The sequence below is a fragment of the Enterobacter sp. RHBSTW-00318 genome, from assembly GCF_014101375.1.
In the GTDB taxonomy this organism is placed as follows: Bacteria; Pseudomonadota; Gammaproteobacteria; order Enterobacterales; family Enterobacteriaceae; genus Enterobacter; species Enterobacter ludwigii.
Genome location: NZ_JABXQH010000001.1, coordinates 4,999,473 through 5,014,468, shown reverse-complemented (window position 1 = coordinate 5,014,468; position 14,996 = coordinate 4,999,473). Strand labels below are relative to the sequence as shown.

14 protein-coding genes are annotated in these 14,996 nt (G+C 56.4%); 1 reads left to right on the top strand and 13 read right to left on the bottom strand.

Annotation, left to right across the window (positions count from 1 at the left end; all coding sequences use genetic code 11):
* Positions 1 to 108: 108 nt before the first annotated feature.
* Both cutC and HV157_RS24715 read right to left on the bottom strand, forming a co-directional pair.
* The gene (gene cutC / locus HV157_RS24720; protein WP_068794744.1) at positions 109 to 852 is read right to left on the bottom strand and encodes a copper homeostasis protein CutC; all 744 of its coding nucleotides are present in this window, start codon (positions 850 to 852) and stop codon (positions 109 to 111) included.
* A gap of 76 nt (positions 853 to 928) precedes the next feature.
* On the bottom strand, positions 929 to 1,489 hold the full coding sequence (locus HV157_RS24715) for a VOC family protein (protein WP_150344116.1): 561 nt from the start codon (positions 1,487 to 1,489) through the stop codon (positions 929 to 931).
* A 239-nt stretch (positions 1,490 to 1,728) separates the two neighbouring features.
* Here HV157_RS24715 and argS point away from each other — a divergent pair, with 239 nt between their 5' ends.
* Positions 1,729 to 3,462, top strand: a complete 1,734-nt coding sequence (gene argS / locus HV157_RS24710; protein ID WP_182269093.1) for an arginine--tRNA ligase — start codon at positions 1,729 to 1,731, stop codon at positions 3,460 to 3,462.
* Positions 3,463 to 3,496: 34 nt separating this feature from the next.
* Here the strand turns inward: argS and HV157_RS24705 are convergent, their stop codons facing one another.
* The 11 genes from HV157_RS24705 to tap all read right to left on the bottom strand — a co-directional run bounded on the left by HV157_RS24705 (position 3,497) and on the right by tap (position 14,974).
* Positions 3,497 to 4,636, bottom strand: coding sequence for a glycoside hydrolase family 88 protein (locus HV157_RS24705; protein WP_121339425.1), 1,140 nt, complete (start codon positions 4,634 to 4,636; stop codon positions 3,497 to 3,499).
* A 4-nt stretch (positions 4,637 to 4,640) separates the two neighbouring features.
* Positions 4,641 to 6,224: an MFS transporter gene (locus HV157_RS24700; protein WP_025203842.1), complete on the bottom strand. Its 1,584-nt coding sequence runs from the start codon at positions 6,222 to 6,224 to the stop codon at positions 4,641 to 4,643.
* 264 nt (positions 6,225 to 6,488) lie between these two features.
* Positions 6,489 to 6,884, bottom strand: coding sequence for a flagellar protein FlhE (locus HV157_RS24695; protein WP_123266835.1), 396 nt, complete (start codon positions 6,882 to 6,884; stop codon positions 6,489 to 6,491).
* Positions 6,881 to 8,959, bottom strand: a complete 2,079-nt coding sequence (gene flhA, locus HV157_RS24690; RefSeq protein ID WP_014170658.1) for a flagellar biosynthesis protein FlhA — start codon at positions 8,957 to 8,959, stop codon at positions 6,881 to 6,883. The genes HV157_RS24695 and flhA overlap by 4 nt, the downstream gene beginning before the upstream one ends.
* Complete coding sequence (gene flhB / locus HV157_RS24685) at positions 8,952 to 10,100, bottom strand: flagellar biosynthesis protein FlhB (protein WP_014170659.1); 1,149 nt, start codon at positions 10,098 to 10,100, stop codon at positions 8,952 to 8,954. Before flhB ends, flhA begins: the two co-directional genes overlap by 8 nt.
* Before the next feature lie 54 nt (positions 10,101 to 10,154).
* A complete protein-coding gene (locus HV157_RS24680; RefSeq protein ID WP_104440074.1) occupies positions 10,155 to 10,334 on the bottom strand; it encodes a hypothetical protein in 180 nt (59 codons plus the stop codon).
* Positions 10,335 to 10,375: 41 nt separating this feature from the next.
* Complete coding sequence (cheZ, locus tag HV157_RS24675) at positions 10,376 to 11,020, bottom strand: protein phosphatase CheZ (RefSeq protein ID WP_013096065.1); 645 nt, start codon at positions 11,018 to 11,020, stop codon at positions 10,376 to 10,378.
* A 13-nt stretch (positions 11,021 to 11,033) separates the two neighbouring features.
* Entirely contained in the window at positions 11,034 to 11,423 is a 390-nt protein-coding gene (cheY, locus tag HV157_RS24670) for a chemotaxis response regulator CheY (protein WP_000763862.1), read from the bottom strand.
* Between the two features lie 17 nt (positions 11,424 to 11,440).
* Positions 11,441 to 12,490, bottom strand: coding sequence for a chemotaxis response regulator protein-glutamate methylesterase (locus HV157_RS24665; protein WP_014170663.1), 1,050 nt, complete (start codon positions 12,488 to 12,490; stop codon positions 11,441 to 11,443).
* A complete protein-coding gene (gene cheR, locus HV157_RS24660; RefSeq protein WP_014170664.1) occupies positions 12,487 to 13,353 on the bottom strand; it encodes a protein-glutamate O-methyltransferase CheR in 867 nt (288 codons plus the stop codon). Before cheR ends, HV157_RS24665 begins: the two co-directional genes overlap by 4 nt.
* Before the next feature lie 19 nt (positions 13,354 to 13,372).
* Entirely contained in the window at positions 13,373 to 14,974 is a 1,602-nt protein-coding gene (gene tap, locus HV157_RS24655) for a methyl-accepting chemotaxis protein IV (RefSeq protein ID WP_032680769.1), read from the bottom strand.
* Between the last annotated feature and the right edge of the window lie 22 nt (positions 14,975 to 14,996).

The following is a 14,996-nucleotide window of genomic DNA, read 5'->3' as shown; positions in this document are numbered from 1 at the left end:
GGGTTAGGGTGAGGGGCATAAAAAAAGGCCCCTGTTGAAATTGCAGGGGCCTGGTACAAGCAAGCATCATATTGGGCGACATGATGCGCGGTAAAAATCGGTACGTTGCTACACGTGATGACGTTCAATCATCGATTTCATTACCGCAACCGACTCTCCTTCTACACCGTAGCGTGAATACTCATCCGCTTCAGCATCCGTCGACATTGACAACCCTGTGTTGCGATAACGCATGGGCGATGGCATCCATTTGCCTGCAGAGCTGTGAAGCTCCTCTACCCCGGCGTTTAAAAACAGTTCCATATTGCTGGCACGTACTCCCGCACCCGCCATTATTATTGGAACACCGGAATGTGCTTTTAGTTCCGTAATTAATTGCAGTCCTTTTTCAGCAGAGGACTGCTGACCCGATGTCAGGACCCGCGCCACGCCAAGTTCAGCAAGAATATCAAAGGATTGCAGGGGATCTTTACACATATCAAACGCGCGATGAAAAGTGACCGCCATCCCTTTTGCCGCGTTCATGACCTGACGCATGCGCGGCAGATCGACATTGCCGTCTTCATCAAGCAACCCAATAACCAGGCCGGGGAATCCCAGATCGCGAACGAGAGTGATATCTTCAAGCATGGCACTGAACTCGCCCGGCGTGTAACAGAAATCGCCGCCGCGAGGACGAATAATCGGGTGTACCGGAAGGGTGACAGCCTGACGGGCAGACTTCAGCATCCCGTATGAAGGCGTTAACCCACCCTCTTTGGGTGCGGCACACAGTTCAATGCGGTCAGCCCCGTGCTGTTGTGCGGTGACGGCACACTCCACGCTGTAACAACAAATCTCCAGCAGCGCCATTACATCCTCCTTAATATCCACTTAACGCACCATCATGACACGCAGGCTACGCCCGGTCTCAGCGTACGGTCACATCTTATGCTTCGCTGGCAACAATCTGTTCAATCGTCCAGGGATGGAACTTCACGGTAACCTGTCCGTCAGTGACGGCCAGAGTAGGATTAGGCAGACGCTCACCTTCGCCTTTCGGGGAACTTGTTTTCACAAAAATGCCAGGCTTGCTCAGACCCTCGTCAGACAGCAGCGCCAGTGCACGAGCATTCAGCGTTTCGGGCTCACCCGGCAGGACAATTTCGATATGCTCCCAGCCTTCATGCGGGTAGCGTTTCTCGCCCGGCCAGGGCAATTCGACCACACTGAACCGCCAGTGAGCCACGCAAACCGGTTCTTGCAGTTTGAACAGGCAGATGGGGCGACCGTTGATGATGTTCTCTGAGAGTAACTCGCCACACTGTTCAAACCCGCGACGCCAGCGCTCGGCGGTTGCGTTCTGATGGCAGCGCAAGGAGATGTGATCGGCCTCAAGCGGCGCAATATCCAGACCAAGGCGGGTGGCAAGTTCTGTGAACGCCTGGGTGAAGCGCGGTAAATCTGCGGAAATATCATGCAGTTCGTCAATGGAGTGCCAGTTCGCCATACGTCAGTCTCTTATCGTGTCGCAAAGCCGCTAATTTACTCTGTTGCCCTCTTTCGACCAACCTCTGAATAGCGGTTTTTACGACTGCATGTTTATGCATGCTTTCTTAGCCTGGATTCTGCGCAATCTTCGGCCCCCGCAATGCTGACGCCAGAAGGCATTTGCAGTATACTCCCGCCCTAAATTCTTTAACTGGCGCGGGCGGTTATTTGCCCGCATCAAAAATGTAAGGTATCCAGGTGAATATTCAGGCTCTTCTCTCCGAAAAAGTCAGTCAGGCACTGATTGCCGCAGGTGCGCCTGCGGATTGCGAACCGCAGGTTCGTCAGTCAGCAAAAGTACAGTTTGGCGACTATCAGGCTAATGGCGTGATGGCAGTGGCTAAAAAACTGGGTATGCCGCCGCGACAACTCGCTGAGCAGGTGCTGACTCATCTGGATCTCACCGGTATTGCCAGCAAAACTGAAATCGCCGGCCCTGGATTTATCAACATCTTCCTTGAGCCTGCTTTCCTGGCACGCCACGTTGACGCGGCGCTGAAATCTGACCGTCTGGGTGTCTCCCAGCCAGAAGCGCAGACCGTGGTGATTGACTACTCAGCGCCAAACGTGGCGAAAGAGATGCACGTCGGGCACCTGCGTTCCACCATTATCGGTGACGCGGCCGTGCGTACCCTGGAATTCCTCGGTCACAAAGTGATCCGCGCGAACCACGTGGGCGACTGGGGTACCCAGTTCGGGATGCTGATTGCTTACCTGGAAAAACAGCAGCAGGAAAACGCGGGTGAGATGGCCCTGGCAGACCTGGAAGGGTTCTACCGCGAAGCAAAAAAACACTACGACGAAGACGACGCTTTTGCCGAGCGCGCGCGCAGTTACGTGGTAAAACTGCAGGGCGGCGACCCGTACTTCCTCGAGATGTGGCGCAAACTGGTTGACATCACCATGTCCCAGAACCAGCTCACCTATAACCGTCTGAACGTTACCCTGACCCGTGACGATGTGATGGGTGAAAGCCTCTATAACCCGATGCTGCCTGGCATTGTGGCCGACCTGAAAGCCAAAAACCTGGCGGTTGAGAGCGAAGGCGCGACGGTCGTGTTCCTTGATGAGTATAAAAACAAGGAAGGCGAACCGATGGGCGTGATCATTCAGAAAAAGGATGGCGGCTATCTCTACACCACCACCGATATCGCCTGTGCGAAATACCGTTACGAAACGCTGCATGCGGACCGCGTGCTGTACTACATCGACTCCCGTCAGCACCAGCACCTGATGCAGGCGTGGACTATCGTGCGCAAAGCAGGCTACGTGCCGGATTCCGTGCCGCTTGAACACCATATGTTCGGCATGATGCTGGGTAAAGACGGTAAGCCGTTCAAAACCCGTGCGGGCGGTACCGTGAAGCTGTCCGACCTGCTGGACGAAGCGCTGGAACGCGCCCGCCGTCTGGTGGCCGAGAAGAATCCGGATATGCCTGCCGATGAGCTGGAAAAACTCGCCAACGCCGTGGGAATCGGTGCAGTGAAGTACGCGGATCTCTCCAAGAACCGTACCACCGACTATATCTTCGACTGGGATAACATGCTGGCCTTTGAAGGTAATACTGCGCCGTATATGCAGTACGCCTACACCCGCGTGCTCTCCGTGTTCCGTAAAGCCAGTATCGATGAAAGCGCGCTGGCCAATGCTGAGGTGATCATTTCCGAAGATCGCGAAGCCCAGCTGGCGGCACGTCTGCTGCAGTTTGAAGAGACGCTGGCCGTTGTCGCACGTGACGGTACCCCGCACGTGATGTGCTCTTACCTGTACGATCTGGCGGGTCTGTTCTCCGGTTTCTACGAACACTGCCCTATCCTGTCTGCGAAAAGCGAAGCGGTCAGCAACAGCCGCCTGAAGCTGGCTCAGCTGACGGCGAAGACCCTGAAGCTGGGTCTGGATACCCTGGGTATCGAAACCGTAGAGCGCATGTAATAAACAAACCCGGCCATCGCCGGGTTTGTTATGTTCAAAAATATTTGCGCAGGTATTCCGTTAAACACAGGATTGCCATGGCCTGTCCATAGGGCATCGACGTGAGTGGGATCTGGCGATAGAACGCCAGATCGCTGCCCATCCCCGTACCGAACGACGTCTGCAGTAACTCCCCTTCCGGCGAGATATTTTCCACAATGCCGCGAATTGCTTTCTCCGCCACCATAGCATATTCCGCGCTGACATAGCGTTTACGCACCGCTTTCAGAATACCGTAGGCAAAGCCTGCCGTGGCTGACGCCTCAAGGTAGGCGTGCGGATCGTCGAGCAGCGTATGCCACAGGCCGCTATCGTCCTGACATTTGGCGAGGGCCGCAATCTGCGCGTTCAGCACCTGCACAAGGTAGCGACGAACGGCGTTATGTTCAGGCAAATCCACCAGTTCAAGGAAATCCGGGATCACGATGGTCAGCCAGCTGTTGCCTCGTGCCCAGCGTGCCTTCGCAAAGTTATGGTGGCCTTCGTAATTCCAGCCGTGGAACCACAGGCCGGTTTCACGATCCATCAGGTTTTGCACATGCAGCAGAAACTGATACACCGCCTCTTCAACGTACTCCGGTTTATTAAGGAGCTTGCCGATTTTCGCCAGCGGCAGAACCGTCATCATCAGCGTGTCATCCCACATCTGCTGAGAATTCTCTTCCGCCAGGGTGATGTGCTGCATGCCGCCATGGTCGGTGCGCGGCATCTCATTCATGGCCCACTCCGCCCAGCTTTCCAGCCACGGCAGCCAGGCCGGGTTTCTGGTCTCTTCGTAACGATATGCCAGCGTCAGGAACGGTGACATGGTATTCACGTTTTTGGTGGTCGCCCCTTCCCTGAAACGATCGGCAAACCAGCGGTCAATGATGTCACGCATCGCTTCGTCGCCCGTCTGGCAGTAATACTGCCAGATACCGTATAACCCCACGCCGTGGGTCCACTCCCAGCCTGCCCATCCTTTGGTGTCAATGACCCTCCCGTCGTCCAGGCGCAGTAAAAACTCACCTGTTGTGTCGTGGATATTAACGAGGTTATGCGTCACCTTTTCAATCAGCGATTTCAGCTCGTCCCGGGCGATGAAATGCGCAGGCTGACGCAGGAGTGGACTGTGTTTGACCGGCCAAACTTTCATTATCTTAACCTCTGTTGTATGTCGAATTCAGTACCGCGCGCCCCTTCAGCGAAGGTGCCGCAGGCTTATTACGATTCAGATAACCGATGTTGTTATTGCCCCACAGCGACGCATAAGGCATACCGGCCAGCATCTCCACGGTGGCGCGGGCTTCCGGTGTCGCACTCTCAGGAATGGCGCGGCCAGATGCGCGCATTTTGGCGGTCTCTTCACGCAGCGTGGTGTGGGTGTGCAAATTGAGTTTGAAACGCAGCGAGACCAGGAAGCCGCAGAACAGAACCAGAAGCGTTCCCACGCTCAGGATCAGCAGAATGGTGTGGCTCACTTCCGCGGGCTGGGTCTTTTGTCCGCTTACAAAGCCGGACATCTGCATCACAATGCCCACCAGCATTACCGCCCCCGCCTGCGAAGCTTTGCGCGTCAGCGTCATGATGCCGGCGAAAATCCCTTCGCGGCGCTGGCCGGTGATCACTTCATCGACATCAGCAATGTAGGTGTAGGTATTCCACGGCACATAGTTGATCCCACCGCGTCCCAGACCGGCAACTGCAGAGACCAGCAATAACAGAGAGTAGATATCACTCAGGCCCGCGTAATACAGTACGGCGTAGGAAAGCGATGCCAGGCCAAACAGCACCACGACCATCCGATAGGACGGCGCGGGTCCGAAGCGAATGCACAGCGGGATCATGGCGATAACCGCAATAAACTGGAAGATGGCCATCGTGCCGAGCAGGCTGGAGGCCATGGATGCTTCCTGCATCAGCACGAAAACCACGTAGTAGGTAAACACGGCATTAAAGACGTCCTGAGCGATATACCCGCCAAGGTACATCCCCAGATGCTGACGAAAAATTCTCACGCGCAGCGTTGAGCTCAACTCCACAAACAGGCGGTTGAGGCTCTGCCCGAGCGACAGTTTCTTCTTCTCTTCTTCGGCACGCAGGGCGGCTTCGCTCCACTCTTCCCGCGGTCGCTCCCAGGTGAAGAACCAGACGAGCATCAGCATCAGCGCGCACAGCACGGAGAAGACCAGGCTTGCATAGAAAAAGGAGACCGCGTTGTCTTTGCCGAAATGCGTGAGCAGGATCCCCGGCAGGAATGAGGCCAGGATGGCAGACATTTGCGCCATCGAGATACGGGCACCTGAGAAGCGGGTTTTCTGTTTAAAGTCATCGGTCATTTCCGGCACCAGCGTTTCGTACGGCACCAGAATCATGGTGTAGACGATATCGAACACCAGATAGGTCAGCAGGTAATACCAGAAACTCATCTCCCCCACCCACATCAGGGAGTAGCTGAACACGCACGGGATCCCCAGCAGAATAAAGAACTTACGCCGACCGAAGCGCTTGCCGAGCCAGGTCGTGCCAAAGTTATCGGTCAAAAAGCCCATCAAAGGGCTGACGACGGCATCCAGTACCCTTGCGGCGGCAAAGATGAAGGTTGCTTCAATCGGGGAGAGTCCACAGAACGTTGTATAAAAATACAAAAGCCAGGCCGCCGTCAGGGCGGTGGTTCCCGCCCCGAGGAAATCGCCTGACCCGTAAGCAAGATAATTTGCGAGTCCAATTTTTCGTGTTTTCATTGCCGTCAACCCTACTCAGTTTTGGGAGACTCCCTGTAAGCAAAATCTGATCCGGGAGTTATTACACGGCTACAGTAAGAGTATCGACCTGGTGATACCTTTCTGTTTTTGCCATCACCGGCAAGCGGCTGGCAAAAATGCAAAGAGTGTCGTTACGCGTGTCACTGATTTATAAAACAGCGTTTCTTTTACATCAAAAGAGGAGGTCATTTTTTGCGAGCCAGCCATCAGAAATGGCTGATGGCTGTCGTAGTAAGCGGGGTATTAGCGGTAGTTGACGATGACGGAATTACGCTGAACTTTCAGCGCAGGGATCAGGCGTCCGCCGCCCGGCACTTCCCAGATAAAGCGCAAAGGTTCGACAGCAGGCACGCCGTTGAAGGCCTGAGTGGTGCCATTCTCTCCGTCAATTTCCGTACAGCGTGTCTGGGAGCACAGCCGTACCCGAAGCCCGGCAGGCGTTGGGCCAATAAGCGTGTAGTTCCAGACCACCAGGGTCATCAGACCGGACACCGGCTCAGTCGGTGATAGCGGTCGCGAAGACATGGCGACACCGCGGTTGCTGAGGGTCACGCCAATGCTGCTGGCCTGCCAGGTCCCTTCCCCGGCGGCCTGGGCCACCAGCGGAAAAAGTAAAATCCATAACCACTTACGCATTATTTTCCTCCGATCGTCGCCGTCATACGGATATGACGGTTATCCGACAACTCCATATTCGACAGCACGACCAGCTGGTTCAGGCTACGGCGCAGGAAGCGCGACAGCAGCGGACGCAGCGCATGGTTCACCAGCAGAACCGGTGGCGCACCCAGCATCTCCTGACGCGCCAGCGCCTCTTGTGTTTGCTCCAGCAGACGGTCGGCCAGGCCAGGTTCCAGCCCTCCACCGCCCTGCAGAGCCTGCAGCAGCAGACGTTCAAGTGGCGTATCGAGGCCAATAACCTGCACTTCCCCGGTGCCCGGGAACCACTGCTGCGTGATCGCCCGTCCCAGTGCCACGCGCACCACCGCCGTCAGTTCGTGCGGATCGCTTTGCAACGGTGCATGCTCGGCGAGGGTTTCCAGAATGGTACGCATATCGCGGATCGGCACTTTTTCCTCGAGCAGATTTTGCAGCACCTTGTGCAGCGTGGTCAGCGTCACGACGCCTGGCACGAGATCTTCCGTCAGCTTCGGCATCTCCTGCGTGACGCGATCGAGCAGTTGCTGGGCTTCCTGACGACCAAACAACTCGGCCGAGAATTGTCCAATCAGATGGTTCAGGTGAGTCGCCACCACGGTACTCGCCTCCACCACGGTGTAGCCCTGAATTTGCGCCTGCTCTTTCAGCGCGCTTTCAATCCAGATGGCAGCCAGGCCAAAGGCCGGGTCGATGGTTTGCTCGCCTGGCAGCGTACCCGCCGCGGTGCCCGGGTTAATGGCCAGCCAGCGGCCAGGATAAGCATCACCGCTGCCAATCTCTACGCCTTTCATCAGAATACGATAGCGCGCAGGCGGCAGATCCATATTGTCGCGGATGTGAACCACCGGCGGCAGGAAGCCCATGTCCTGGGCGAATTTTTTACGGATGCTGCGGATTCGGCCCAGCAGTTCGCCATCCTGCTGGAAATCGACCATCGGGATGAGGCGATACCCTACTTCCATTCCCAGCGAGTCTTCCAGTTGAACGTCGTTCCAGGTCGCTTCCACGGCCTGCGTGTTCTCCGGCATTTTTACCGGAGCAGGTTCCGCTGCCGGGGTCATCTCACGGCCACGCATCCACCAGGCAAGACCCAGCAATGCCGCAGTGAACAGCAGGAACACCAGGTTTGGCATTCCCGGCACCAGACCGAGCAGGCCCAGTACCGCGGCGGCCAGCAGCATCACGCGCGGGTTGCTGAAGAGCTGCCCGACCATCTGCTCGCCAACATCCTGATCGGTACTGACGCGGGTCACGATAACCCCCGCCGCCGTTGAGATGACCAGCGCCGGGATCTGAGCCACCAGACCGTCACCAATGGTCAGCAGCGTATAGCTTTCCGCCGCGTGGCCCATGTCCATGCCGTGCTGCAGCACGCCCACCAGCAGGCCGCCGACCACGTTAATCACCATGATCAGGATGCCCGCAATGGCATCACCGCGAACAAACTTACTCGCACCGTCCATTGAGCCATAGAAGTCAGCTTCCTGCGTCACTTCCGAGCGGCGCTTTTTGGCTTCATCTTCGGCAATAAGCCCGGCGTTCAGATCCGCGTCGATGGCCATCTGCTTGCCCGGCATCCCGTCAAGCACAAAACGCGCGCCCACTTCCGCGATACGTCCGGCACCTTTGGTGATAACCATAAAGTTAATGATGACGAGAATGACGAACACCACGATACCGATGGCAAAGTTACCGCCGACCAGGAAGTGGCCGAATGCCTCAACCACTTTACCCGCCGCGGCAGCACCGGTGTGGCCTTCCATCAGAATGATACGGGTTGACGCCACGTTCAGCGCCAGCCTTAACAAGGTGGTAAACAGCAGAATGGTCGGGAATGCGGCGAACTCAAGGGTGCGCTGGGTGAACATCGCCACCAGCAAAACCATAATGGACAACGCAATGTTGAATGTGAAAAGCAGGTCGAGGATGAACGCCGGAAGCGGCAAAACCATCATCGACAGAATTAGCAGGATGAGAATCGGTCCGGCAAGGATCTGCCATTGCGTCGATTTCAGGTTGCCGGGCAGGCGCAACATTGCCACCAGATTAGCCATCAGTGTCCTTCTCGTTCATAAAATCCAGCGCGTCAGGCACCGGAAGGTTCTCAGGTTTCACAGGCCGTTGACCGCCAGCCAGACGCCAGCGTTTCAACTGCCATACCCAGGCCAGCACTTCCGCCACCGCGGCGTAGAGTTGTCCTGGGATCTGTTGTCCAATTTCCGCATGGCGATACAGCGCTCGCGCCAGCGGAGGCGCTTCGAGTATGGGCACCCGGTTTTCGGTACCAATTTCACGAATACGCAGAGCGATGAGCCCCGCCCCTTTCGCCACCACTTTCGGCGCGCTCATTTTGTTTTCGTCGTACTGCAGCGCAACGGAATAGTGTGTCGGGTTAGTCACAATGACGTCGGCTTTTGGCACATCTTCCATCATCCGCCGACGGGCGGCAGCACGCTGCATCTGGCGGATACGCCCTTTCACGTGCGGGTCACCTTCCATCTGCTTATATTCATCCCGAATATCCTGACGAGACATGCGCAGTTTCTTGAAGTGGCTGTAAAGCTGGAAGATAACGTCAAAACCCACCATGGGAATAATGCTGAGCACCACCAGCAGGGCACAGAGCCCGGCCAGGTTCAGCGCATTGCTCATCGCGGTTAACGGCGATTCGCTGATAAGGCGCATCATTTCCGGCCAGTGGTGCCACAGAAAAAAACCGCCGGTACTGCCCATCAGGACCGATTTCAGAATCGCTTTAAGCAACTCCGCACCGGTTTGCGCCGAGAACATTTTCGCAATCCCCGGCAGCGGGTTCAGTTTCGAAAACTTGGGTTGCAGCGATTTCCCGCTAAACACCAGACCGCCCAGCATCACGGGCGAGACCAGCGCCACCAGCACGACGCCGGTAATCAGGGGCAACAGCGCAAGCATGGCATCTTTAACGAGCAGGATTATCTGGCTGAGGATCAGGTTAGGGTCGTTGACCATACTGTGGTCAAAACGTAGGCCAGCCGAGAGCATTCCCGCCAGTTTGCGGGCGAGCGCCTCCCCACCCCACCAGATAATGCACACGCCTACGATGAGGATCAGCAGGGATGTCAGTTCTCGGGATCGGGGGACCTGCCCTTCCTCACGCGCTTTTTCTAGTCGGTGGGGTGTGGGGGCTTCCGTTTTGTCGTCGTTCTCTTCTGCCACAGTGCCTGCTCGCAGCCCATTTAGTCACGGGTATCATGCCAGCCTGACCTTTCATCAATGGGTTGAAAAAACCCAATAACCGGGTTCTTTTAGCCAGTTCAGCGTCGGAGCAATCGGGTGATGAGTAAAAAACGGCAAAAAAAATTTGAGATAGCGTTTGGCAACACTGTCAGCAAGCAGTGCGGGAGCAAGAGCCAGCCACCCCAGCGTTATGCACTCAAAATTAAGCGGCATACCCTCAGGTTGCGCGTGCAACCTGAGGGTCATCACCTCAATCAGAAACCAAGGCTGTCCAGCAGGTCGTCTACCTGATCCTGGCTTGCCACAACGCCCGCTTTGGTGGCGTCGAGCTGTGGACCGTTGAGCAGGCTTTCGTTCTCGCGTTTTGGACGAGCGGCCGGTTCCGGAATGTTCTCCAGCAGCACCATCAGCAGCTGACGTTCAATTTCCTGAATCACATCCATCATGCGCTTGATAACCTGGCCCGTGAGGTCCTGGAAATCCTGCGCCATCATGATGTCCAGCAGCTGCGCGTTGGTAAAGCTGGTGTGGCCCGGCACATCGCCCAGGAACTGACGGGTATCCGTGACCAGCTCGCGGGCATCCGCCAGCTCGATTGGATTCTCAAACCACTCATCCCAGCGTTTGGTCAGCGCTTTCGCGCCTTTCTCCATCGCATCCTGATGCGGTTGTGACGCTTCAACGCTGTTCAGCGCACGTTCAGCCGCCTGAGCGGTCATCTGCACAACGTAGTCCAGACGATCGCGGGCATCCGGAATGGCTTCCGCCGCTTCGGCAATTGCCTGGTCCAGCCCCAGTTCACGCAGGCTGTCACGCAGCATGCGTGTCAGGCTGCCGATGCGGGCAATGATATCGCTGGGCGAGTGTTCTTCAACGGGTTTCATAGCAGGTTGCATCATCATAACCAACACCTCACATGCCGAGTTTCTCGAAGATCTTACCGAGCTTCTCTTCCAGGGTGGCCGCAGTGAACGGCTTCACAACATAGCCACTAGCGCCCGCCTGTGCTGCGGCAATAATGTTCTCTTTTTTCGCTTCTGCGGTCACCATCAGAACCGGCAATGACGCCATTCCCGCGTCCGCACGGATGGTTTTCAGCAGTTCCAGACCGTCCATGTTTGGCATGTTCCAGTCGGAGATAACAAAACCAAACCCGCCAGCCTGAAGTTTGTTCAGCGCATCAACGCCGTCTTCTGCTTCTTCAACGTTGTTGAAGCCCAGCTCTTTCAGCAGGTTGCGTACGATACGACGCATGGTGGAAAAGTCATCCACAACCAAAAACTTAAGCTCTTTATCCGCCATAAAATAATACTCCTGAGTCAAATACGTATTGCCTGTCCGGCACTGATTTTCGCCAGCATCTGCTGGCTTACCTGGCTAAGATCGACCACTTCGCTCACGCCACCCATATTGATGGCCTCGCGCGGCATGCCGAACACCACACAACTTGCTTCATTCTGCGCAATCGTCCAGGCGCCAGCCTGGTGCATTGCAAGCATTCCGGCGGCACCGTCGTTACCCATCCCCGTCAGGATCACCCCAACGGCGTTGCGCCCCGCATGTTTCGCCACCGAATGAAACAGCACATCCACCGACGGACGGTGCCGGTTTACCGGCGGCCCGTCATGAATTTTGATTTGATAGTTAGCGCCACTGCGCGCCAGCTCCATATGCTTGTCACCCGGTGCGATATACGCATGGCCGGGGAGTACGCGCTCACCGTCTTCCGCCTCTTTCACGCTGATCTGACACAGCTTGTTCAGACGCTCGGCGAACGAGCGGGTAAAGCCTGGCGGCATATGCTGCGTGATCAGAATACCCGGACTTGAAAGCGGCAATGGCTGGAGTACATGACGAATTGCCTCTGTTCCCCCGGTTGACGCCCCAATCACCAGCAGTTTTTCCGAACTGAGTAAAGGACCGGCCTTCAGCGTTACCGGTGCATCCATCGGTTTGTGCGCGGCAAGCTTCGCACGTGACGCGGTGCGGATCTTCTCGGCGATCATTTCGCTGTACGCCAGCATCCCTTCACGAATGCCAAGCTGAGGTTTGGTGACAAAATCCACCGCCCCTAACTCCAGCGCACGCAGGGTAATTTCAGATCCTTTTCCGGTCAGGGATGAGACCATCACCACCGGCATGGGCCGCAGGCGCATCAATTTTTCCAGGAAATCAATGCCATCCATGCGCGGCATTTCGACATCCAGCGTTAACACGTCGGGGTTATATTTTTTAATTAAATCCCGCGCTACCAGCGGATCAGGCGCTGTCGCCACCATCTCCATGTCGCTGTGGCTATTGATAATTTCAGTCATGATCTGGCGCATCAGCGCAGAATCGTCGACAGACAACACCCTGATTTTACTCATGCTTTTTCCTTACTCAGCGCATATACCGTTTGCCCACGCAGGCTAAACTCACGCACGAGGTTGCTGAAGTTTTCCGAGTGCCCGGCAAACAGTAAACCGTCAGGCTTGAGCAACGGAACAAACCGACGCAGAATGTCCTGTTGCGTCGTTTTATCAAAATAGATCATGACGTTACGGCAAAAAATAGCGTCGAATGGCCCCGGCACGTTGTACTGCTTATCCAGCAGGTTAACGGGCGCGAATTCGACACAGTTCGCCAGCTCCTGGCGCACGCGCACCAGGCCTTCATGCGGGCCGGTTCCGCGCATGAAGTAACGCTGCAACTGCTGAGGTGACAGCGTTTTCAGTTCATCCTGGCGATACACGCCGTTGCGTGCCTTCTCCAGCACTTCGGTATCAATATCACTGGCGTAGACTTTCCAGCGTCCAGGCGCCATGCCCAGCGTGTCGGCAAGGGTGATCGCCAGCGAGTACGGCTCTTCCCCGGTTGAGGCGGCCGCACTCCAGACGCGATACTCCCCGCTGCGGCGACGCGCGTGCTCCGCCAGGACCGGGAAGTGGTGAGCTTCACGGAAAAATGCGGTCAGGTTGGTGGTTAACGAGTTAATAAAAGCCTGCCACTCTGCGCTGTTCTGGTTCGCTTCGAGCATGCTCAGATAGCGACCAAAATCGTCCAGCCCCAGCGTACGCAAGCGCCGCACCAGACGGTTGTAGACCATGTCTCGCTTATGATCGGCAAGCACAATCCCCGCACGCTGGTAGATTAACTGACATATCCGACGAAAATGCGCGTCGGACAGCGCGAGGCGCTGTGTCATCTGCAACAGTAATGACGTTTGCCCTGGGGGCATTGGTGATGTCATAGCGCCTTCTTAATTACATTCAGGATACAACTGGCACGGCCTGCGACCGCCCGACTTCTGTTACTGCTTCAACGTGCTCTTTCACATTAAATACCGCGACCAGCCCGGTCAGATGATCCGCCTGGCTGGCCAGCTGATCGGTTGCCGCTGCCGCTTCCTCCACTAACGAGGCGTTTTGTTGCGTGACCTGATCCATCTGGCTTACCGCCTGAGCCACCTGCTCAATTCCGCGACGCTGTTCATCGGACGCAGAAGCAATCTCGCCCATGATGTCGTTAACCCGCGTAACGGAGGTGACGATTTCGTGCATGGTTTTCGCCGCCGTGTCCACCAGGGCAGAGCCTTGCTGGACGCGCGAAACGGACTCTTCAATCAGTCCTTTAATTTCTTTCGCGGCGTTGGCGCTGCGGCTCGCCAGATTACGGACTTCACCGGCAACAACCGCAAAACCACGCCCCTGCTCACCGGCTCGTGCCGCTTCAACGGCCGCGTTCAGCGCCAGAATGTTGGTCTGGAACGCAATACCGTCAATCACGCTGATGATGTCGCCAATTTTCTGTGAACTGGCGGCAATATCCTGCATGGTACTGGCCACGTGAGAGGCCTGATCGCCCCCTTTCTTCGCCGTCATCGCCGCCTGTCTGGACAGGTCAGACGCCTGACGCGCGTTATCCGCGTTCTGGCTTACCGTCGCGGTGAGCTGCTCCATGCTGGCAGCCGTTTGCGCCAGCGAAGCTGCCTGCTGCTCGGTGCGCGACGAGAGATCGTTATTGCCTGCCGCAATCTCCGAGATCCCGGTGTGCATGGCATAACTGCCCTGTCGCACATCGGAGACCGTTTCCCGCAGGGCGCCCTGCATCGCCTTCAGGCTGGCAAAAATCGCCGAAATTTCGTTCTTGCCGTACACCGCCACCGGACGCGCCAGGTTACCCTTCGCAATACTGTCGAAGTGGCTGCTGACGATCGCCAGCGGTTGCACAATCATTCTGCGCGACCAGTACAGGGCACCGCCGGTCAGCAGCACCGCCAGAATCACCACCACGGCAAAAATCACGCCTGACATATGGTAGTTTTTACGGCTGTCATTCCCGGCGCGTTGGACAAACTGGTTAATGTTCTGCTGCCAGGCATTAAAGCTCGCATCAAACGCCGCCTGGGACGCCTGGACCGGCGCGGTCATAAAGTCCGAGAGCTGGTTGTTCTCAAGCCAGGTCGCCTGGTGATCCAGGTCGCTGTGCCACTGATCAAAACGCTTCTTCATCGCGACTTTCAGCGCTTTCACTTCCGCGCTGCCGGCGTCCTGTGCCGCGAAGGCGTTAAACTGCGCGTCAGCCAGCTTCAGGCTGTCGCGCGCGGTCACCATTAACGCCTTGATGTCATCCGGCGGATAACTCAGGGCGGTTAAGGTTCCCGCTTTGTTCAGCGCCGTGCTTGCCTGCAACAGTACGGCGCGCGTCTGTGCCACGGCGGCGCGCTGCTGGTTACTCGCCTCAACTTCCTGCAAATTCTGATAGCCATCGCGAAACGCCCAAAAAGACAACCCGTTACTGCCAACCTGCAACACACCGCAAAGGATCAGAATCAAAAACAGTGTGGTCGAGATACGAATACGATTTAACATCCACGCTCCCATCATGCGGCAA